Below are 21,628 nucleotides of genomic sequence, written 5' to 3'. Positions count from 1 at the left end.
TGGTGGAAGATACAAAGGGGCGCGGGCCCGCTCAGTTGTGGACCAGGTCGAAGGTCTGGCCGGCGATCTCCAGCTCCTCGTCCGTAGGCACGACGGCGACCGCCACCCGCGCGTCGTCGGGCGAGATCAGCCGCGGTTCGCCGGACCGTACGGCGTTGCGGCCGGCGTCCACGGCCAGGCCGAAACCCTCCAGTCCCGCGAGCGCAGCCTCCCGCACCGGGGCCGAGTTCTCCCCGACCCCCGCCGTGAACACCACGGCGTCCACCCGGCCGAGGACCGCCGAATAGGCGCCGATGTACTTCTTCAGCCGGTGGATGTAGATGTCGAAGGCGAGCGCGGCCCGCTCGTCGCCCTCGTCCACCCGGCGCCGGATCTCCCGCATGTCGTTGTCGCCGCAGAGACCGACCAGGCCGCTCCGCTTGTTCAGCAGGACGTCGATCTCGTCCGCCGACATCCCCGCCACCCGCTTCAGGTGGAAGGTGACGGCCGGGTCGATGTCCCCGGAACGCGTCCCCATGACCAGACCCTCCAGGGGGGTCAGTCCCATCGACGTCTCCACGCACCGGCCGCCCGCCACGGCGGAGGCCGAGGCCCCGTTCCCCAGGTGCAGCACGATCACGTTCACCTCGGCCACCGGCCGGCCCAGCAGCTCGGCCGTCCTGCGCGACACGTACGCGTGCGAGGTGCCGTGGAAGCCGTAGCGGCGGATGCGGTGGGCGTCGGCGGTCTCCACGTCGATGGCGTACCGGGCCGCGGCCTCCGGCATCGTCGTGTGGAACGCCGTGTCGAAGACCGCGACCTGCGGCAGGTCCGGGCGCAGCGCCCGCGCCGTACGGATCCCGGTGATGTTCGCCGGGTTGTGCAGCGGGGCCACCGGGACGAGCCGATCGATCTCCTTCAGCACCTCGTCGGTGATCACGGTGGGCTCGCTGAACTTCAGCCCGCCGTGCACCACCCGGTGGCCGATCGCCGCCAGTTCGGGGGAGTCCAGCCCCAGCCCGTCGGCCGCCAGCTCCTCGGCCGCGGCCTTCAGCGCCTGCTCGTGGTCGGCGATCCTGCCGGTGCGCTCGCGGGGCTCCCCGCCCTTCGGCGGGGTGTGCACCAGCCGGGAGGTGGACTCGCCGATCCGCTCGACGAGGCCGGTGGCCAGCCGCGAGCGGTCGCGCATGTCCAGCAGCTGGTACTTCACCGACGAGGAGCCGGAATTCAGCACGAGTACACGGTGGGCGTCGTTCATGGAGCGGGAACCTCCGCTGCTCGGGTCGGTGGTCATCGCGGTCACTCCTCGCCCTGCGCCTGGATCGCGGTGATGGCCACCGTGTTGACGATGTCCTGGACCAGCGCGCCCCGGGACAGGTCGTTGACCGGCTTGCGCAGCCCCTGGAGGACGGGGCCGACCGCGACCGCGTTCGCCGAACGCTGGACCGCCTTGTAGGTGTTGTTGCCGGTGTTGAGGTCCGGGAAGATCAGTACGGTCGCCCGGCCCGCCACCTCCGACGCCGGCAGCTTGGTCGCGGCGACGGACGGCTCGACCGCCGCGTCGTACTGGATCGGGCCCTCGATCCTCAGGTCCGGCCGTGAGGCGCGTACCCGCTCCGTCGCCTCCCGCACCTTGTCGACGTCGGCACCGGAGCCCGAGGTGCCCGTCGAGTACGAGAGCATCGCGATCCGGGGGTCCACACCGAAGCGGGACGCGGTGACCGCCGACTGCACGGCGATGTCCGCGAGCTGCGCCGCGTCCGGGTCCGGGTTGACGGCGCAGTCGCCGTAGACCAGCACCTTGTCGGCGAGGCACATGAAGAAGACCGACGAGACGATCGAAGCGTCCGGCTTCGTCTTGATGATCTCGAACGCCGGGCGGATCGTGGCCGCCGTGGAGTGCACAGACCCGGAGACCATGCCGTCGGCCAGGCCCTCCTGGACCATCAGGGTGCCGAAGTAGTTGACGTCCGAGACGACGTCGTACGCCAGCTCCACCGTCACCCCGCGGTGCGCGCGGAGCGCGGCGTACCGCTCGGCGAAGCTCTGGCGCAGCTCGGAGGTCGCCGGATCGACGATCTGGGTCTCCGCGAGGTCGATGCCCAGGTCGGCGGCCTTCTTGCGGATGACGTCGGTGTCCCCGAGGAGGGTCAGGTCGCAGACGTCGCGGCGCAGCAGTACGTCGGCGGCGCGCAGGACGCGCTCCTCGGTGCCCTCGGGCAGGACGACCCTGCGCCGGTCCGAGCGGGCCTGCTCCAGCAGCTCGTGCTCGAACATCATCGGGGTGACCCGGCCGCTGCGGGCCACCGAGATGCGCTCCAGCAGCGCGCCGGTGTCCACATGGCGTTCGAAGAGGCCGAGGGCGGTCTCCGCCTTGCGGGGCGTCGCCGCGTTCAACTTGCCTTCCAGCGCGAAGAGTTCACCGGCCGTGGGGAAGGATCCGCCGGCCACCGCGACGACCGGGGTACCCGGTGCGAGGCGGGCGGCCAGCCGGAGTATCTCCTCGCCCGGACGCTCGTTCAGGGTCAGCAGCACGCCCGCGATGGGCGGGGTGCCGGCGCTGTGCGCGGCGAGCGAGCCGATGACCAGGTCCGCGCGGTCGCCGGGGGTGACGACCATGCAGCCCGGGGTCAGGGCCTTCAGCAGGTTCGGCAGCATGGCCCCGCCGAACACGAAGTCCAGCGCGTCCCTGGCCAGGCCCGAGTCGTCGCCGAGCAGAACCGTTCCGCCCAGTGCGGTGGTGATCTGGGCGACGGTGGGCGCGGAGAGCGCGGGGTCGTCCGGCAGCACGGAACAGGGGACCGGGAGCTGCGCCCTCAGACGCTCGGCGATCTCCTGGCGGTCCTCGGACGCCACCCGGTTCACGATCATCGCCAGGACGTCGCAGCCGAGACCGGCGTACGCGCGGTAGGCGTTGCGCGTCTCCGCCCGTACGGACCCGGCGTCCTGGTCCTTGCCGCCGACCACCGCGATCACCGAGGCGCCGAACTCGTTGGCGAGCCTCGCGTTCAGGGCCAGCTCGTCGGGGAGCTGGGTGGCGGCGAAGTCGCTGCCGAGGACCAGCACCACCTCGTAGTCGCGGGCCACCAGGTGGAAGCGCTCGACGAGCAGCGAGACCAGCTCGTCCGTGCCCTTCTCGGCCTGGACCGCGGACGCCTCCTGGTAGTCCAGGCCGAAGACGGTCTCCGCGCTCTGCGAGAGCCGGTAGCGGGCCCGCAGCAGCTCGAACAGCCGGTCGGGGCCGTCGTGTACCAGCGGCCGGAAGACACCGACCCGGTCGACCTGACGCGTCAGTAGCTCCATGACTCCCAGATCGACGACCTGACGGCCGTCTCCCCGGTCGATCCCGGTCACGTACACACTGCGCGCCACGCGTGGTCTCCCGTCCTGTTTGGCTGGCATTGTCCCCTTGACGATACCTACCGGGGCAGGTACGCCGCCCGCCGGGCAGGGCGCCGGGGGCGGGCCGCTCCCGGACTCCGCGCGGGGTCCACGGCACGGCCGGAAGCGCGAGTGCCCGGCTCGGCGTGGGACAATCGTCGTGGCTCACGGTACGGGGGTTTCACGACGGGTCCCCGGAATGCATGGCACTAGCGAGCAGGAGACAGAGCAGGATGCGCATCGGAATTCTCACCGCAGGCGGCGACTGCCCAGGCCTGAACGCTGTGATCCGGTCGGTCGTGCACCGCGCCGTGGTGGGGCACGGCGACGAGGTCATCGGCTTCGAGGACGGTTTCAAGGGGCTGCTCGACGGCCACTTCCGGCCCCTCGACCTGAACGCGGTCAGCGGCATCCTGGCGCGCGGCGGCACCATCCTCGGCTCGGCCCGGCTGGAGCGCGACCGGCTGCGCGAAGCCGCCGAGAACTGCGCGGAACTGTCCCTGCGTTACGGCATCGACGCGCTGATCCCGATCGGCGGCGAGGGCACGCTCACCGCCGCCCGCATGCTGTCCGACGCCGGGATGCCCGTCGTCGGCGTACCGAAGACCATCGACAACGACATCTCCGCCACCGACCGGACCTTCGGCTTCGACACCGCCGTGGGCGTCGCGACCGAGGCCATAGACCGTCTCAAGACCACCGCCGAGTCGCACCAGCGGGTCATGGTCGTCGAGGTCATGGGCCGCCACGCGGGCTGGATCGCGCTGGAGTCCGGCATGGCCGGCGGTGCCCACGGCATCTGCCTGCCGGAGCGCCCCTTCCAGGTCGACGACCTGGTCAAGATGGTCGAGGAACGCTTCGCGCGCGGCAAGAAGTTCGCCGTCATCTGCGTCGCCGAGGGCGCTCACCCCGCCGAGGGCTCCATGCCGTACGCCAAGGGTGAGATCGACCAGTTCGGCCACGAGCGCTTCAAGGGCATCGGCAACCGTCTCGCCGCCGAGCTGGAGCTGCGCCTCGGCAAGGAGGCGCGGCCGGTCATTCTCGGCCATGTCCAGCGCGGCGGCACGCCCACCGCGTACGACCGGGTGCTCGCGACCCGCTTCGGGTGGAACGCCGTGGAGGCCGTGCACCGCGGTGACTTCGGCCGGATGACGGCCCTGCGTGGGACCGAGATCGTGATGGCTCCGCTGGCGGACGCCGTGACCCGGCTGAAGACGGTCCCCAGCGACCGGATGTACGAGGCCGAGTCGGTCTTCTAGAGCCGGCCCGCACCGGCGCTTTCCGGACGGCCCCGGCCACGCCTCGGCGCGGCCGGGGCCGTCCGCCGTGCACGCCCGCTCAGATGCCCGCCGTACGCCAGAACTCCTCGACCACGCGGTCCAGGAACTCCCGCCCCTCCTCGCCCGCGGTCCCGGCCCGGTCCCGGCCGGTGGTGTTCCAGCTCAGCGTGGACACCATCAGGGACTGGTAGTCGGCGTGCAGCTGCTCCAGCACGTCCTGGACCAGGACCCGGTCCAGCGGTACGAGCTTGTCCACCGGGCGTACGTACGCCTGCCAGCGGGTCGTCACCGCCCGGGTCAGCAGATCCGCCAGCTCCTCGTTCCGGCCGGTCGCCGTCATGAACTGCGCGGCGGACATGTCCAGCGCCTCGCAGAGCGCCGCGGCCTGACGCTCGTTGCCGCGCCAGCGGCCCGACTCCTCGACGCGCTGGTACGCGGAGGCCGTCATCCCGAGCGTCCGCGCCAGGTCGTCCACCGAGAGTTCCCGGGCCAGCCGGTGTTCGCGCAAGGTGCTCGCGGCGGCCAGGAGTTCACCCGGCGCGCACCACAGGACACCGGCCAGCGCCATCAGTTCGCGTTCGCCCGGCAGGGCCGTTCCACGCTCCCAGGCCATCACCGTCTCGGCGGTGATCCGAAGTCCGTACTGGGCGCCGAGCCCGTACGCAACATGTCCGGGAGCCATTCCCAGCGCCTCGCGGAGGCGGCGCGCGGCGGGGGCGTTGAAGGGCGGGGATGGGTGCACGGCCCCACCGTAGAAGGCCGGGAACGGCCTGGCTACAGGCTGTTCCTATCAGTTCACCCTTCGTATGATCCTCCTAGGCCGCCCCCTCCGTGGGGCCCGGAGGCATCAGCGGGTTTCAGCCACCCAGTGGTAGTGCAGCTCGGGCCGGCCCACCTGTCCGTAACTCGGCCGCCGCACGGCCCGGCCCACCGTCACCAGATGCTCCAGATAGCGGCGGGCGGTGATCCGGGAGATCCCCAGCTCCTCGCCGGCGGCCGCCGCCGTCACCCCGTCCGGCGCCTCCCGCAGGGCCCGGGTGACCGCCTCCAGCGTCGGACCGCTCAGCCCCTTGGGCAGCGTCGCCGGGTCCGAGACCCGCAGCGCGCCCAGCGCACGGTCCACCTCCTCCTGGCCGCTCGCCTCGCCCGCCGCCGCCCGGAACTCCGCGTACCGCACGAGCCGGTCCCGGAGCGTCGGATAGGTGAACGGCTTCAGCACGTACTGCACGACACCCAGCGACACGCCTTCGCGCACCACCGCCAGATCGCGCGCCGAGGTCACCGCGATGACGTCCGCGCCGTGCCCCGCCGCCCGCAGCGAACGCAGCAGCTGGAGGCCGTGCCCGTCCGGCAGGTACAGATCGAGCAGCAGCAGGTCCACCTCCGTCCGCTCCAGCGCCCGCACGGCCTCCGCCCGGGAGTGGGCGACCGCGGCGACCTCGAAGCCCGGCACCCGGCCCACGTACAGCTGATGGGCGTCCGCGGCCACCGGATCGTCCTCCACGACCAGCACCCTGATCACGGCGCGGCCACCTCCGTCCCCGCCGTACGGCCGGTGAGCGGCAGCCGTACCGTGAACTCCGCGCCGCCGCCCGGCGCCCGGCCCAGTGTCACCGTCCCGCCGTTGCGGTGGACCGCCTGCCGCACCAGCGCCAGGCCCAGGCCGCGGCCCGTGCCATGGGTCGTCCAGCCGCGCCGGAACACCTCGTCCGCGTCGTCGGGGCCGATCCCGGCGCCGGTGTCCGCCACCCGCAGCAGCAGCTCACCGTCCTCCGTCCGCGCGGTCACGGTGACCAGGGCCCGGGTGGCGGTGCGCTGCGCGGGGACGGCGGCGCCTTCGCCCGTCACCGAGGCGGTGTTCGTGCCGGTCGCGGCCTCCGACGCGGCGTCCACCGCGTTGTCGATGAGATTGCCGAGGATCGTCACCAGGTCCCGCGGCGCCGTCGAGGGCGGCAGGGCCCCGTCGTCGATCAGGCTGTCCTCGCCGAGCACCAGCTCCACACCCCGCTCGTTGGCCTGCGCCGCCTTGCCGAGCAGCAGGGCCGCGAGCACCGGCTCGGCGACCGCCCCCACCACCCGGTCGGTGAGGACCTGCGCCAGCTCCAGCTCCGCCGTCGCGAAGTCCACCGCCTCCTCGACCCGGCCCAGCTCGATCAGCGACACCACGGTGTGCAGCCGGTTCGCCGCCTCGTGAGCCTGCGAGCGCAGCGCCTGGGTGAAACCGCGCTCCGAGTCGAGCTCGCCCGAGAGCGCCTGGAGCTCCGTGTGGTCCCGCAGCGTCACGACCGTGCCGCGCCGCTCGCCGCCGACCACCGGGCTCGTGTTGACGACGATCACCCGGTCCGCCGTCAGGTGGACCTCGTCCACCCGCGGCTCGGACGCCAGCAGCGCGCCGGTCAGCGGCGCCGGCAGCGCCAGCTCGTCGACCCGGCGCCCGACCGAGCCCGGTGCCAGCCCCAGCAGCTCCCGGCCCGCGTCGTTGATCAGGGCGACCCGGCGCTGCCCGTCCAGCATGAGCAGGCCCTCGCGCACCGCGTGCAGCGTGGCCTCGTGGTAGGTGTGCATCCGGCTCAGCTCCCGGGCGTTCATCCCGTGCGTGTGCCGCCGCAGCCTGGCGTTGATCACGTACGTCCCGAGCGCTCCCAGCGCCAGGGCGGCGCCGGCCGCCGTCCCCAGGGCGCCGAGCTGCTCACGCACCTGGGTGGAGACCCGCTCCACGGTGATGCCCGCGCTGACCAGGCCGACGATCCGGTCGCCGTCGCGGACGGGCGTGACGACCCGTATCGAGGGCCCCAGCGTGCCGGCGTACGTCTCCTCGAAGGTCTCGCCGAGCAGCGCGCGGTCGGTGTGCCCGATGAAGCTCCTGCCGATCTGCGTGGGATCGGGGTGGGTCCAGCGGACGCCGGCCGGATTCATGATCGTGACGAACGCGATCCCGGTCTCCTCGCGGACCCGCTCCGCGTACGGCTGGAGTACGGCGGAGGGGTCCGGGGTACGGATCGCCTCCCGGACCGACGGCGATTCGGCCATGGCGAGGGCGGCGGCCCGCACCTGGCGGGCCGCGGTGTCCTCGGCCTGCGAGCGGCCGGACGCGTAAGCGAAGAAGGCGCACCCGGCCACGACCGCCGCCACGAGCAGGGCCTGCATCGCGAACAGCTGGCCGGCCAGGCTGCGGGGGAGGGTACGGGACAGGCGCATGCCTCTCAGTCTGCCTGGCGGGGAGCGGGGGCCCAAGGTGGCTCGAAAGCGTCCGTGAACGATATGAACGCAAGGGTGACGGCCGTCACAGGGAAGTGAATAGTCACCGGGGCCCCCAGGGACGGGGAGCCGCCGCACACCCGAGGAGACCCCCGTGGCAGAGAAAGCCGCACGACGGGACCGCACCCACTATCTCTACCTGGCCGTGATCGCCGCCGTGGTGCTGGGCATCACGGTGGGATTCGTCGCTCCGGACTTCGCCGTGGAGCTGAAGCCGATCGGCACAGGCTTCGTCAACCTCATCAAGATGATGATCTCGCCGATCATCTTCTGCACGATCGTGCTGGGCGTCGGCTCCGTACGGAAGGCCGCCAAGGTCGGCGCCGTCGGCGGTCTGGCCCTCGGCTACTTCCTGGTGATGTCGACCGTCGCCCTGGCCATCGGCCTGGTCGTCGGCAACATCCTGGAGCCGGGCTCCAGCCTCCACCTCACCGAGGCGGCCCGCGCCGCGGGTGAGGCGCAGGCGGGCGACAGCGAGTCCACCGTGGACTTCCTGCTCGGCATCATCCCCACGACCATGGTGTCGGCCTTCACCGAGGGCGAGGTCCTGCAGACCCTGCTCATCGCCCTGCTCGCGGGCTTCGCGCTCCAGGCCATGGGCTCGGCCGGCGAACCGGTCCTGCGGGGCATCGGGCACATCCAGCGCCTCGTCTTCCGCATCCTCGCCATGATCATGTGGGCCGCCCCTGTCGGCGCGTTCGGCGCGATGGCGGCGGTGGTCGGCGAGACCGGCCTGGACGCGCTGAAGTCCCTCGCGATCATCATGGTCGGCTTCTACGTCACCTGCGCGCTCTTCGTCTTCCTGATCCTGGGCGCCATCCTGCGCCTGGTGGCCGGCGTCAACATCTTCTCCCTGCTGAAGTACCTCGGCCGTGAGTTCCTGCTGATCCTCTCCACCTCCTCCTCCGAGTCGGCCCTGCCGCGGCTGATCGCGAAGATGGAGCACATGGGCGTCAGCAAGCCCGTCGTCGGCATCACCGTGCCGACCGGCTACTCCTTCAACCTCGACGGCACCGCGATCTACCTCACGATGGCCTCGCTCTTCATCGCCAACGCCACCGGCGACCCGCTGAGCATCGGCGAGCAGATCTCGCTGCTGGTCTTCATGGTGATCGCCTCGAAGGGCGCGGCGGGCGTCACCGGCGCCGGCCTCGCCACCCTCGCGGGCGGCCTCCAGTCGCACCGCCCCGAGCTGGTCGACGGCGTCGGCCTGATCGTCGGCATCGACCGCTTCATGAGCGAGGCCCGCGCCCTGACGAACTTCGCGGGCAACGCGGTGGCCACCGTCCTCGTCGGCACCTGGACCAAGGAGATCGACCGGGCCAGGGTGGACGAGGTCCTCTCCGGCGCGCTCCCGTTCGACGAGCAGACGATGACGGACGACGCCCACGGCGGCGAGCCGCACGTCCCGGACGCCAGGGACGGCGGCGAGGAGCAGCCCTCGCTGGTCAAGGCGTAACGAGCAGGCGTAACGAGCGACCGAGCGGCCGGTACGGGACCCCCGTACCGGCCGCTCACGCATGCCCGGCCGCGCGTTGTGCAGGCAGTGTGATCATCCCGTGCTGGTGCGGTGTGGCCGGTCCGGGGATCATCGCTGTCCTGACCAGGCGCAGAAGGTGTCCTGACCAGGCACAAGGGGTGGGGACACTGAGGACCGCACGACACCGGGGAGCCGCGGTCGCACTGCTGCTGCCCGTCATCATCGGCATGGCCGGATGCGGCGCGCAGGACAAGACCGGGGCGGGGAGGACCGGGACGGGGAAGGCGGTCTACGGACAGCCGCTCGCCGAGCAGTTCCAGGCGGCGACGGACGCCACCCGTGACGCCGGGACCGCCGCGTTCGTGTCGACGCTGACCTACGGGGCGGCGGGCGGCGACGCCGTGCAGGAGGCGAAGGGGAGCCAGGACTACGGGCGGGGGACGGCCCTCGCGGAGCTCGGCCTCGTCGCCGGACGCCACTTCCCGGCAAAGGCGCTGGAGTTCCTCCGGGCCTCGGGTCCCGACGGCAAGCAGACCGTGGCCACCGCCGAGGACGACGTCTACGTCCGGCAGGGCGACTCCGCCTGGCTGAAGTACACCCCCGAGGCCGTCAACGAACTCGGCGAGGCCACCGGTGTGATCGCCGCGCACGCCGCCGGGGACGTGGCGCCGTACAGCGGGACCCTCGCCGATCTCGTACCGAGGGTGATCCCCCGGGAGAAGCCCGAGCGCCGGGAGGACGGCAGCCGGGTCTACCGGCTCACCGCGCTCCCCGAGGTCGCGGCGGAACTGCTCCCCAGGGACCTGCAGAGCCTCCAGCACGACTGGGGGACGGACCCCGTCCCGCTCACGGTGCGCCTGGACGCCGACGGGAGGCTGGCCGCGGCGACCGCCGACCTCGGCCCCGTCCTGGCCAGGCTCCATGAACAGAAGGTCCTCGTCGAGGTGAAGCAGCTGCGCGCCTCCTACCGGCTCGGGGACTTCGGCAAGCCGGTGAAGTCCGGGGGCCCGGACCAGGGAGGCCGCCCCGTCGAGGACGCCCGGAAGGTGCTGGCGCCCCTCGGCTCGGTCAAGGAAGGCCGGTGCGCCGGCACCGGAGGCACGGGGCTGGGCGGCACGGCGGTCGTACGGCCCGTGGACTGCGCGGACAGGCACGACCTGCGGGTACTGGCCCAGGTGACGGTGGACCGGACCCTCCCCGGCAAGCAGGACATCGCGAACGGTGACGTGTACGCGAGGGTGGCGTGCGAGCGGGCCCTGGCCGACGCGCCGGAGGCCTGGCGGCGCGGCGGTGCCTACGCCGACGGCTACAGCCTGGTCGGCTCGTCCCGGGTGGGCAGCAGCTTCGGCATGGGCGGAGGCGGCGCGGAGACGACCGTGACGGGCGACTACACCTGTTACCTCCGCACCGCCTGACCAGCCCCCGGCCGTACGGTCCTTGCCTTGACGCCGACGTCAAGGACTACCGTCGCGGTATGCGAATCGGGGAGCTTGCCGAACGCGCCGGGACGACGACACGGACGCTGCGGTACTACGAGTCACGGGGCCTGCTGCAGGCGCGCCGCGCGGAGAACGGCTACCGCACGTACGACGAGGGCGATCTGCGGATGGTCCGGCAGATCCGGACCCTCCAGGACTTCGGGTTCGACCTGGAGGAGACCCGTCCCTTCGTCGACTGCCTGCGCGCGGGCCACCCGGCGGGCGACTCCTGCCCTGCCTCGCTGGCCGTCTACCGGCGCAAGCTCGGCGAACTGGACACGCTCATCGGCCAGTTGCAGTCGGTCCGTACGGAGGTGGGCGCCCAGCTGGCCCGCGCCGAACTGGAGGCGTCGGCCGAGGTGCCGGGCGGCCCCGAACCACGATGCGAACTCAACCGGGAGGACGAGGACCGATGATCCACGCAGAGGGTGTAGCCGAGGTCACCGACGCCACATTCGACGAGGAGGTACGGGGGACGGGCCTCCCGGTCCTCGTCGAGTTCACCGCCGACTGGTGCGGACCCTGCCGCCAGCTCGCCCCGGTGCTCGGCGCGATCGCCAGGGAGGAGGCCGGCCGCCTGAAGGTCGTCCAGATCGACGTGGACCACAATCCGGAGGTCACCAGCCGTTACGCGGTGCTGTCCATGCCGACCCTGATGGTCTTCCAGGACGGCGAACCGGTGAAGTCGATGGTGGGCGCCCGCCCGAAGCGCCGCCTCCTCCAGGAGCTGGAGGACGTGCTCCCGGCGGCGGTCTGACCTCGCGGGCGCGCGGCCCGCCGGAGGGGTCCGCGTCCGGAGGGGTCCGCGGAGACGGACGCGTCCGCCTCCTCAACATTGCGGAAACATTGATGTACGGTCCACTCGCATGCGTAGCCGACCTGTTCTCGCGTGGACCTCGACCCTGGCCGCAGCGCTCGCGCTCACGGCCGCAGCCGGCCCCGTGGCCGCCGCCCCGGCCGCCCGCGCGGCCGTGACACCGACGGCCCACTGCCCCCGACTTTCCGACGAACTCACCTGGTACGGCGACAACCGCGCCCAGTTGCAGCGCGTGATCGACGAGCGAGGCACCTGCCACGGCAAGGGCGGACCACGTCCGGTCGCCGCGTTCGACTGGGACAACACCGTCACCAAGAACGACGTCACCGACGCCACCATCAGCTGGTCCCTGCGGCACGACAAGATCCTTCGGCCCGCCCGCTGGAAGGACACCAGCAAGTGGCTGACCGACACCGCGGAGAAGGCCCTCACCGAGGCCTGCGGCACCGACGTCGAGGTGGGAGCGCCCCTCCCCACCTCCACGAACGCCCCCTGCGCCGACGAGATCCTCCAGATCCGTGAGGACGGCACCACGATGAGCGGCGAAGCCGCCTTCGCGGGGGAGTGGAACCACCGTCGCACCGTCCCGCAGTACGCGTGGGTGCCCCAGCTGTTCGCCGGGCACACCGTCCCCGAACTGCGCGCGTACACCGAGGCCGCCCGCACGGAGGCCCTCGCCGCGCCCGTCGGCGCGACCCGCACCGTCGGCACCCACGTCCTTCCCGCGTACGTCCGTTACTACGAACAGCAACGCGACCTCATCCGTACGCTCCACAGGGCCGGGTTCGACGTCTGGATCGTCTCGGCGGGCTCCGAGCCGGTCACCGAGGTCTGGTCGCGCGGCGTCGGCATCGACCGCGCGCACACCGTCGCCATCCGCTCCGTACTCGACGACGAGGGCCGCATCACGACCCGCAACGAGGGCTGCGGCGGGATCGGCCGCACCCAGGGGGAGGCCATCCCGTACATCGACGGCAAGCGGTGCTGGATCAACCAGGAGATCTACGGGATCAAGGGCCGGGCCGCCTGGAACAAGCAGGCCCCCCATCGGCGGATCGCGCTCGGCGGCGGTGACGCCGACACCGACGTGACGTTCGTCGGCGACGCCACCGGCGCGCACCTCGTGCTCAACCGCAACAAGAACGAGGTGATGTGCCGCGCCTACGACAACGCCGACGGCCGCTGGGTCGTGAACCCCATGTTCATCGAGCCCCTGCCCCGCAGGACGACGGCGTACCCCTGCGCGACCGCCGCCTGGACCCGGCCCGGAGGCGGCTTCGGCCCCGTGCGGCGTGACGACGGCAGTGTCGTGCCGGACCAGCAGGACACGGTGTACTGACCCCGCTCGCCGTCCGGCCGCCGAGCCCTGCTCGTACGAGCTCAGGCAGGGCGGGCGGCAGCCGGGACCGAGGAGGGGCGGCGCACCTGGACCTCCAGGTGCGCCGCCCCTCTTCCGTGCCCCGTCAGCTCAGGCCGGCCGCAGCCACACCGTCGCCAGGGGCGGGAGCGTCAGCGTGATGCTGGTGTCCCTGCCGTGCGCCTGCACCGCCTCCGGCTTCAGCGGCTCCTCGTTGCGGACGTCGCTGCCGCCGTAGCGGGCCGCGTCCGTGTTGAGGACCTCGACCCAGGCCTCCGGGCCGTCCGGTACGCCGATGCGGTAGTCGTGCCGCACCACCGGGGAGAAGTGCGAGACCGCGATCAGCGGCGAGCCGTCCGCGTCGTAGCGGACGAACGAGAACGCGTTGTCCTCGGCCGCGCCGCCGTCGATCCAGCTGAAGCCCTCCGGCGAGGTGTCCCGCTGCCAGAGCGCCGGCAGTGCGTTGTAGACCGCGTTGAGGTCCGTGACCAGGGAGCGCACGCCCCGGTGGTCGCCGGAGGCCTCGTACGTCTCGTCGAGCAGCCACCAGTCCGGGCCGTGGCCCTCGGACCACTCGGCGCCCTGGGCGAACTCCTGTCCCATGAAGAGGAGTTGCTTGCCCGGGTGGGCCCACATGAAGCCGAGGTAGGCGCGGTGGTTCGCGCGCCGCTGCCACCAGTCGCCGGGCATCTTGGTGACCAGGGCCTGCTTGCCGTGCACCACCTCGTCGTGCGAGATCGGCAGCACGTAGTTCTCGCTGTACGCGTACACCATCGAGAAGGTCATCTCGTTGTGGTGGTACTTGCGGTGGATGGGCTCCTTGGAGATGTACACCAGCGAGTCGTGCATCCAGCCCATGTTCCACTTCAGGCCGAAGCCCAGCCCGCCGTGGTCCGTGGCGCGGGTGACGCCGTCCCAGGCGGTGGACTCCTCGGCCATGGTGACGACACCGGGGTTACGGCGGTAGACCGTCGCGTTCATCTCCTGGAGGAAGGCGACCGCGTCCAGGTTCTCCCGGCCCCCGAACTCGTTCGGGGACCACTGGCCGTCCTCGCGCGAGTAGTCGAGGTAGAGCATCGAGGCGACGGCGTCGACCCGCAGCCCGTCGATGTGGAACTCCTCGCACCAGTAAGTGGCGTTGGAGACCAGGAAGTTACGGACCTCCTTGCGGCCGTAGTCGAACTCCAGGGTGCCCCAGTCCGGGTGCGCGGCCCGGTTCGGGTCGGAGTGCTCGTACAGCGGCCGGCCGTCGAACTCGGCGAGGGCCCAGTCGTCCCGGGGGAAGTGCGCCGGCACCCAGTCCATGAGGACGCCGATGCCCGCGGCGTGCAACGCGTCGACCAGGAAGCGGAAGTCGTCCGGGCTGCCCATGCGGGACGTCGGCGCGTAGAAACCGGTGACCTGGTAGCCCCAGGAGCCGCCGAAGGGGTGCTCCGAGACCGGCATCAACTCCACGTGCGTGAAGCCGAGTTCCCGTACGTAGGCGGGCAGCTGGGAGGCGAGCTGGCGGTAGCTGAGGCCCGGCCGCCAGGACGGCAGGTGGACCTCGTAGACGGAGAACGGCGCCTCGTGGACCGGGCGGTCGCCCCGGTGGGCCATCCAGTCCGCGTCCTGCCACTCGTGGCGCGAGGCCGTGACCACCGAGGCCGTGGCGGGCGGCACCTCCGTGTGGCGGGCCATCGGGTCGGCCCGCTGGGTGTGCGACCCGTCGGGCCGGCAGATGTCGTACTTGTAGACGGCACCCTCGCCGACACCCGGGAGGAAGAGCTCCCAGACACCGGTGGCGCCGAGCGAGCGCATGGGGAAGGCCGTGCCGTCCCAGTAGTTGAAGTCGCCCGTGACCCGGACCCCGCGCGCGTTCGGCGCCCAGACCGTGAAGCGGGTGCCCGCCACGCCCTGGTGCTCCATGGGCTGCGCGCCGAGCGCCTTCCAGAGCTCCTCGTGCCGGCCCTCGCCGATCAGGTGCAGGTCGAGTTCGCCGATGGCGGGCAGGAACCGGTACGGGTCCTCCACCTCGATCGTGTTGTCGTCGTAGACGATCCGGAGGCGGTACCCGTCCGGCAGGGCGGGCAGCGGCAGGACCCCCGAGAAGAAGCCGTCGCCGTCGCTCTGCAGCTCGGCCTCCTTGCCCTCGGCCAGCACGGTCACCGACTGCGCGAAGGGGCGCAGCGCCCGGAAGAGCACACCGCCCGAGGTCGGGTGCGCGCCCAGGACGCCGTGCGGGTCGTGGTGCTCACCGGCGAGCAGCCGGCCCCGGTCCGCGTCGTCCAGGACGACGGCGGGCAGCACGTTCCTGCTGCCCCCACCGCGCCGTGGACGGGGCGGGGTGCCGGTGGCCGCGGCGGCCGTCTTCCTGGCCCGGGCGCGCTTGGCCGGCGGCGGCGCGGGCGTGTCGGCGGGTGCTTCCACGGGCGCCTCGGCGGGGACCGGTGCCGCCGCGGGGGCGGTGACCTCGGTGGTCACCGGCTTGGCCGTGGGCGGGACCTCGATGGGATCGGACGGCTTGCGGGACGGCTTGCGGGCGGTCACAGAGACTGCCTCCTCGAAAGGCTCGAAAGGCTCGGCGGATGAGTGGGGGAAGGGGAGGTCACGCCGGTGCGGCGGCCAGGCGCTGGATGGCGGCCATCGGGACCGGCAGCCAGTCGGGACGGTTCCGGGCCTCGTACAGCACCTCGTACACCGCCTTGTCGGTCTCGTGGGCGCGCAGCAGCTCCGGATCGGCGCGTGGATCGGCACCGGCCGCGCGGGCGTAGCCCTCGCAGTACGCGGCACGGCAGCGGGCCGCCCATTCGGCGTTCCACGGGTGGTGCGAGCGGGCCGCGTAGTCGAAGGACCGGAGCATCCCCGCGACATCGCGCACCGTCGGCTGCGGGGCGCGCCGTTCGGGCAGCGGCCTGGCCGGCTCGCCCTCGAAGTCGATCAGCGACCAGAAGCCGTCGGCGCCCCGCAGGGTCTGGCCGAGGTGCAGATCCCCGTGGACCCGCTGTGCCGCCCAGCCGCACTGCGTGTCCCCGAGCGCCGCGACCGCGTCGAAGGCGGTGCGCAGCCCGGGTACGTACGGGACGAGCGCCGGGACCGCCCGGGCGGCGGCCTCCAGGCGCTCCACCATCCCCGCCACCAGGTCCCTGGTCCGGTCGTGCGCCAGGGGCGGGGTGGGCAGCGCGGCGGCGAGGGCCGTGTGGACCTCGGCGGTCGCCCGGCCGAGCGCGTGCGCCTCGGGTACGAAGTCCCGCCCGGCGGCCAGCGCCGAGAGCGCCAGCTGCCAGCCGTCCTCGGCACCGCGCAGGAACGGCTGCAGCACGCCGAGCGTGAGCGGCTCCGTGCTCGTCGTCGCCTCGAACCAGGCCACCGGGGCGGGCACCCTGCGGCAGCCCTCGCGGCCGAGCGCGAGCGGCAGTTCGAGATCGGGGTTGGTGCCCGGGAAGACCCTGCGGAAGATCTTCAGGATGAAGGCGTCCCCAAAGACGAGCGAGGAGTTGGACTGCTCGGTGTCCAGGACGCGCGGGGTGAGCCCCGGCGGGATGGGCCCGGCCCGGTCGAAGCGGAGGGGGCCGAGTGACCCGGGGTTACGGAATCGTTCCAGCAGAAGGTCGGCGACGCGTGGGTCGTGCAGTCCCTCGTACAGGGTGCGGCCCGCCAGCGGACCCTCCGTGACCTGCCCGATGCGTGCGTCGGACAGCCGCGGGGGCAGCGTGGTGCGCACGCCGAGCAGCAGCTGGTAGCAGTCCCCCTGGGCGGGCGCGGGGCGGTCGTCGGGCTGGTGCACCCGGACGAGCAGGTGCAGCAGTCCGGGGCCGGTGCCCGCGGCGTCCAGAGGCAGTATCTCGGTGGCCGCGACGAGGGAGAACCCGGTGACGGGCTGGCCCTTGCCCGCGAACCAGCGCTGCCGGGGCACCCACTCGTGGAGCAGCGGGGCGAGCGACGGCAGCAGGGCGGTGGTGCCCGTGGCGCTCGGCGTATGTCTTCTTGTCGTCTTTCTGGATGTTGTGCTCTTCGCCAGGGCGACTCGAGTGGATGCAGCCTCCGACATGGCATCGCGTCCTTTCCCCGGGCACACCACAGGATGCGAAGAGTGTCCCGGATTGCGGCAATGGCTGTCCGGCTGTGCGGGACGTGTCGGGTGAGGATGGTCCGTACGGACTCGATCGATGGGCCGTGGAGCGCCCGAAGGAGCCCGGAAGAGCTCGATATGGGGGAGAGTGCCCCGTGCGGGGCGGTGGAAACCGCCCCGCGGGTGGCGCCCCACGAGGTGAGGCGCCGTCAGCGGACCGTCGCCGGCGGTCAGCCGACCGGAGCATCCTTCCGCAGCCGGAACCAGTAGAAACCGTGCCCGGCGAGTGTCAGCAGGTAGGGCCACTGACCGACGGCGGGGAAGCGCACCCCGCCGATCAGCTCCACCGGATGACGCCCGTCGAACGCCCGCAGATCGAGCTCCGTCGGCTGCGCGAACCGCGAGAAGTTGTGGACGCACAGCACGAGATCGTCCTTGTACTCGCGGGTGAACGCGATCACCGCCGGGTTCGACGACGGCAGTTCGTTGTACGAGCCGAGGCCGAACGCCGGATTCTGCTTACGGATCTCGATCATCCGCCGCGTCCAGTGCAGCAGCGACGACGGCGAGGCCATGGACGCCTCGACGTTGGTGACCTGGTAGCCGTAGACCGGGTCCATGATCGTGGGGAGGTAGAGCCGGCCCGGATCGCTGGAGGAGAAACCGGCGTTGCGGTCGGGCGTCCACTGCATCGGGGTGCGCACGGCGTCGCGGTCGCCCAGCCAGATGTTGTCGCCCATCCCGATCTCGTCCCCGTAGTAGAGGATCGGGGAGCCGGGGAGCGACAGCAGCAGCGCGGTGAACAGCTCGATCTGGTTGCGGTCGTTGTCCAGGAGCGGGGCGAGACGCCTGCGGATGCCGATGTTGGCCCGCATCCGCGGATCCTTGGCGTACTCCGCGTACATGTAGTCGCGTTCCTCGTCCGTCACCATCTCGAGCGTGAGCTCGTCGTGGTTGCGGAGGAAGATGCCCCACTGGCAGCCCGACGGGATCTCCGGGGTCTTCGCCAGGATCTCGGAGACCGGGTAGCGGCTCTCGCGCCGTACGGCCATGAAGATCCGGGGCATCACCGGGAAGTGGAACGCCATGTGGCACTCGTCGCCGCCGGCCGGGTAGTCGCCGAAGTAGTCGACGACGTCCTCCGGCCACTGGTTCGCCTCGGCGAGCAGCACCGTGTCGGGGTAGTTGGCGTCGATCTCCTTGCGGACCCGCTTGAGGAAGCCGTGGGTCTCGGGGAGGTTCTCGCAGTTGGTGCCCTCGCGCTGGTAGAGGTACGGCACGGCGTCGACCCGGAAGCCGTCGATGCCGAGGTCCAGCCAGAAGCGCAGGGCCGAGATGATCTCCTCCTGCACCGCCGGGTTCTCGTAGTTGAGATCCGGCTGGTGCGAGAAGAACCGGTGCCAGTAGTACTGCTTGCGGACCGGGTCGAAGGTCCAGTTGGACGTCTCCGTGTCGACGAAGATGATGCGCGCGTCCGGGAACTGCTTGTCGTCGTCGGCCCAGACGTAGTAGTCGCCGTACGGCCCGTCGGGGTCGGTGCGGGACTGCTGGAACCAGTCGTGCTGGTCGCTCGTGTGGTTCATGACGAAGTCGATGATCACGCGCATGCCGCGCTGGTGCGCGGCATCGACGAACTCCACGAAGTCGGCGAGGTCGCCGAACTCCGGCAGCACGGCCGTGTAGTCGGATACGTCGTAACCACCGTCGCGCAGCGGTGACTTGAAGAACGGCGGCAGCCAGAGGCAGTCGACGCCCAGCCACTGCAGGTAGTCCAGCTTGGCGGTGAGGCCTTTGAGGTCACCGACGCCGTCCCCGTTCGAGTCCTGGAAGGACCGGACGAGTACCTCGTAGAAGACGGCGCGCTTGAACCAGTCGGGATCGCGGTCCTTGGCGGGAGTGTCCTCGAACAGGTCGTGGACAGGCTCATTGACGATCATGGTGTGGGTGACCCTCCGGTCGGCGGGGACGGTCGCAGGACCGTGATGTGCGCGGGTGTCACACCCGGCTCCAGACGCACATAGAAGGCCCTGCCCCAGTGATAGGTGTCGCCGGTGAGCTCGTCGCGCACCGGCACGCTCTCGTGCCAGTCGAGGCCGAGACGCGGCATGTCCAACGAGACCGTGGCCTCCTGGGTGTGGTGAGGGTCGAGGTTGACGACCACCAGAACGATGTCCGAACCCGAGCGCTTGCTGTAGGCGATCAGCGCTTCGTTGTCGACCGAGTGGAAGTGGACGTCGCGCAGTTGCTGGAGCGCCGGATGGCGACGCCTGATCCGGTTGAGGGAGGTGATCAGGGGTGCGAGCGAGCGGCCCTCACGTTCCGCCGACTCCCAGTCCCTGGGCCTGAGTTGGTACTTCTCGGAGTTCTGGTACTCCTCGCTCCCGGGACGCACCGGGGTGTTCTCGTACAGCTCGAAGCCCGCGTACACGCCCCAGGAGGGGGACAGCGTCGCGGCCAGCACGGCCCGGGTCTCGAAGGCGGGGCGGCCGCCCTCCTGGAGGTAACCGGGAAGAATGTCGGGCGTGTTCACGAAGAAGTTGGGCCGCATGTACGAGGAACTCTCGCCCGAAAGCTCCGTGACGTACTCGGTGAGTTCCTGCTTCGTGTTACGCCAGGTGAAGTACGTGTAGGACTGCTGGAAGCCGACCGAGGCCAGCGTGCGCATCATCGCGGGCCGGGTGAAGGCCTCCGCCAGGAAGATCACGTCCGGGTCGGTGCGGTTGATGTCGGCGATCACCTTCTCCCAGAAGACCACCGGCTTGGTGTGCGGGTTGTCGACGCGGAAGATCCGTACGCCGTGCTCCATCCAGAACCGCAGGATGCGCACCGTCTCCCTGACGATCCCGGGCAGGTCCGCGTCGAACGCGATCGGATAGATGTCCTGGTACTTCTTGGGCGGGTTCTCGGCGTACGCGATGGACCCGTCGGGACGGTGGTGGAACCACTCCGGATGCTCCGTCACCCACGGGTGGTCCGGGGAGCACTGGAGCGCGAAGTCCAGCGCGATCTCCATCCGCAGGGTGCGGGCCGTCGCGACGAAGTGGTCGAAGTCCTCGATGGTGCCGAGGTCGGGGTGGACGGCGTCGTGGCCGCCCTCGGCCGAACCGATCGCCCAGGGCACACCCGGGTCGTCGGCACCGGGGGTGAGGCTGTTGTTCGGGCCCTTGCGGTGGGTGGTGCCGATGGGGTGGACCGGCGGGAGGTAGACGACGTCGAACCCCATCGCCGCGACGGCGGGAAGCCGCTCGGCGGCGGTCCGGAAGGTGCCGCTGATCATCCGGGGCGCGGGCGACGGGAGCTCAGCGGTGACCGCCGCCGGGGCCTTCTTCCGGGCGGCCGTGACCTTGTCGGGCTTGGGGGCGGCGGTCTTCGCGGTCTTCGCCGCCCGCTTCCGGGCGGGCTTCGGGGGCTCCACCTGCTCCAGGCGCGCGCCCTCGGAGCGCGGGAACATCTCGTACCAGGAGCCGTAGAGGGCGCGCGGGCGCTCGACGGTCAGCGGCAGCGGACGGGACGCGGTGACCAGTTCGCGCAGGGGGTGGCGGCCGAGCGCCTCGTCCACCTCGGCGGTCAGCGCCGCAGCGAGCCGGGACCCGGCGGGGCGGCTCGTGTCGCGCAGCGCGTCGACGGCTGCCAGCACCGCCTCGCGCCCGTCCTTCTTGGGTACGCCCTCGGCGGCGCGGGCGTACAGCTCGGCGCCCTCCTCGAAGACCAGTGCGATGTCGATGCCTGCCGGGATCTTGATGCCCGCGTTGTGGCGCCAGGTGGTGACCGGGTCGCTCCACGCCTCGACGGTGTACGTCCAGTGCCCCTCCGACCCGGGGGTGACGTGGGCGCCCCACCGGTCCGTGCCCGGGGCGAGCTCGCGCATCGGCGTCCAGGGGCCGGGCCGTCCGCTCGGGTCACACAGGACGACGTTGGCGGCCACGGCGTCATGGCCCTCGCGGAACACGGTGGCGCTGACCTCGAAGGTCTCGCCCGCGACGGCTTTGGCGGGCCGTCTGCCGCAGTCGACGAGCGGACGGACGTCCAGGACGGGAATGCGACCGATCATGGAATCACCTGGGGGTCGGAGCTCGGCATGCACGGCGCGCGACGTGGGCGTGAAGGGCTGACCGCGCGCGCCGCGATGGTGGGGTTGCGTCCTTTGTAGCTGCTCGGTTGTCGGCTGGCGGGCTGTGGGCATGGCCGCTCCTGTCCGCGTTCACTCGAATGGCACTCGAATGGCAGGTGCGCGGGGGAATCCTGCTCCGACCGGGGGCACCTGGGATGTGCAGCGCGGGGGTGTCGCCGGGCTTACCGGGGGAGCCTTCCCACCGTTTTCGGGCGGCCAACCCGGTGGTGTGTTAACTCCTGGGTGCAACCGGAGCACGCGCTGTGGGCCGCACGCCGGTCCCCCGGCCGACGAGTGGGCACCTCCGCAGCCTTCCCTGAGGTGCGGGGTGCCACAAGTCCGCGTGAGGAGGGGAAATCAGCCATATCGCCCGTGACAGAAGGGTACGTAACTGGCGCATCTGGCCCATGGGGCGTGAGGGGTCTCCGATGCCCGC

The 21,628-nt window shown here is 71.5% G+C and carries 15 protein-coding genes; 6 read left to right on the top strand and 9 right to left on the bottom strand.

The genetic code is table 11. The annotated features are described in order from the left end of the window. Positions 1 to 31: 31 nt before the first annotated feature. Both JKV81_RS04720 and pta read right to left on the bottom strand, forming a co-directional pair. Positions 32 to 1,273 (bottom strand): acetate kinase, encoded by a 1,242-nt coding sequence (locus JKV81_RS04720; protein ID WP_202074980.1) that lies wholly within the window; start codon positions 1,271 to 1,273, stop codon positions 32 to 34. A gap of 5 nt (positions 1,274 to 1,278) precedes the next feature. Continuing rightward, a complete protein-coding gene (gene pta / locus JKV81_RS04715) occupies positions 1,279 to 3,351 on the bottom strand; it encodes a phosphate acetyltransferase (RefSeq protein WP_202074979.1) in 2,073 nt (690 codons plus the stop codon). Positions 3,352 to 3,593: 242 nt separating this feature from the next. Between pta and JKV81_RS04710 the strand changes: the two genes are divergently transcribed. After that, the gene (locus tag JKV81_RS04710) at positions 3,594 to 4,619 is read left to right on the top strand and encodes an ATP-dependent 6-phosphofructokinase (protein WP_073745343.1); all 1,026 of its coding nucleotides are present in this window, start codon (positions 3,594 to 3,596) and stop codon (positions 4,617 to 4,619) included. A gap of 79 nt (positions 4,620 to 4,698) precedes the next feature. Here JKV81_RS04710 and JKV81_RS04705 read toward each other — a convergent pair whose 3' ends face one another. The 3 genes from JKV81_RS04705 to JKV81_RS04695 all read right to left on the bottom strand — a co-directional run bounded on the left by JKV81_RS04705 (position 4,699) and on the right by JKV81_RS04695 (position 7,838). After that, on the bottom strand, positions 4,699 to 5,322 hold the full coding sequence (locus tag JKV81_RS04705; RefSeq protein WP_236055325.1) for a helix-turn-helix domain-containing protein: 624 nt from the start codon (positions 5,320 to 5,322) through the stop codon (positions 4,699 to 4,701). A gap of 165 nt (positions 5,323 to 5,487) precedes the next feature. Continuing rightward, positions 5,488 to 6,162: a response regulator gene (locus JKV81_RS04700; RefSeq protein WP_124274753.1), complete on the bottom strand. Its 675-nt coding sequence runs from the start codon at positions 6,160 to 6,162 to the stop codon at positions 5,488 to 5,490. Next, positions 6,159 to 7,838, bottom strand: coding sequence for a sensor histidine kinase (locus JKV81_RS04695; RefSeq protein ID WP_129265484.1), 1,680 nt, complete (start codon positions 7,836 to 7,838; stop codon positions 6,159 to 6,161). Before JKV81_RS04695 ends, JKV81_RS04700 begins: the two co-directional genes overlap by 4 nt. Before the next feature lie 154 nt (positions 7,839 to 7,992). On the opposite strand from JKV81_RS04695, the gene JKV81_RS04690 reads away from it, so the two are divergent. The 5 genes from JKV81_RS04690 (at position 7,993) to JKV81_RS04670 (ending at position 13,012) form a co-directional block, all read left to right on the top strand. Continuing rightward, a complete protein-coding gene (locus tag JKV81_RS04690) occupies positions 7,993 to 9,357 on the top strand; it encodes a cation:dicarboxylate symporter family transporter (RefSeq protein WP_124274755.1) in 1,365 nt (454 codons plus the stop codon). A gap of 179 nt (positions 9,358 to 9,536) precedes the next feature. Further along, positions 9,537 to 10,793 carry a hypothetical protein gene (locus tag JKV81_RS04685; protein ID WP_129265485.1) on the top strand — a complete coding sequence of 419 codons (1,257 nt, stop codon included), beginning with the start codon at positions 9,537 to 9,539 and terminating at the stop codon, positions 10,791 to 10,793. 59 nt (positions 10,794 to 10,852) lie between these two features. Next, positions 10,853 to 11,272, top strand: a complete 420-nt coding sequence (locus JKV81_RS04680) for a MerR family transcriptional regulator (protein ID WP_124274757.1) — start codon at positions 10,853 to 10,855, stop codon at positions 11,270 to 11,272. After that, positions 11,269 to 11,613 (top strand): thioredoxin, encoded by a 345-nt coding sequence (gene trxA / locus JKV81_RS04675; protein ID WP_129265486.1) that lies wholly within the window; start codon positions 11,269 to 11,271, stop codon positions 11,611 to 11,613. Before JKV81_RS04680 ends, trxA begins: the two co-directional genes overlap by 4 nt. Before the next feature lie 109 nt (positions 11,614 to 11,722). Further along, positions 11,723 to 13,012 carry an HAD family hydrolase gene (locus JKV81_RS04670; RefSeq protein WP_202074978.1) on the top strand — a complete coding sequence of 430 codons (1,290 nt, stop codon included), beginning with the start codon at positions 11,723 to 11,725 and terminating at the stop codon, positions 13,010 to 13,012. A 129-nt stretch (positions 13,013 to 13,141) separates the two neighbouring features. Here the strand turns inward: JKV81_RS04670 and glgB are convergent, their stop codons facing one another. From glgB to JKV81_RS04650, 4 genes are all read right to left on the bottom strand, one after another. Beyond that, a complete protein-coding gene (gene glgB / locus JKV81_RS04665; RefSeq protein WP_202074977.1) occupies positions 13,142 to 15,559 on the bottom strand; it encodes a 1,4-alpha-glucan branching enzyme in 2,418 nt (805 codons plus the stop codon). Between the two features lie 58 nt (positions 15,560 to 15,617). Beyond that, entirely contained in the window at positions 15,618 to 17,060 is a 1,443-nt protein-coding gene (locus JKV81_RS04660; protein WP_129265487.1) for a maltokinase N-terminal cap-like domain-containing protein, read from the bottom strand. 251 nt (positions 17,061 to 17,311) lie between these two features. Beyond that, positions 17,312 to 19,018 carry a maltose alpha-D-glucosyltransferase gene (treS, locus tag JKV81_RS04655; protein ID WP_124274761.1) on the bottom strand — a complete coding sequence of 569 codons (1,707 nt, stop codon included), beginning with the start codon at positions 19,016 to 19,018 and terminating at the stop codon, positions 17,312 to 17,314. Further along, a complete protein-coding gene (locus tag JKV81_RS04650; RefSeq protein ID WP_202074976.1) occupies positions 19,015 to 21,132 on the bottom strand; it encodes an alpha-1,4-glucan--maltose-1-phosphate maltosyltransferase in 2,118 nt (705 codons plus the stop codon). The genes treS and JKV81_RS04650 overlap by 4 nt, the downstream gene beginning before the upstream one ends. Between the last annotated feature and the right edge of the window lie 496 nt (positions 21,133 to 21,628).

This window comes from Streptomyces silvae (assembly GCF_016745505.1).
Taxonomy (GTDB): domain Bacteria; phylum Actinomycetota; class Actinomycetes; order Streptomycetales; family Streptomycetaceae; genus Streptomyces; species Streptomyces silvae.
Note: the sequence above shows the minus strand (reverse complement) of the source record. Positions and strands in the feature narration are given on the sequence as shown.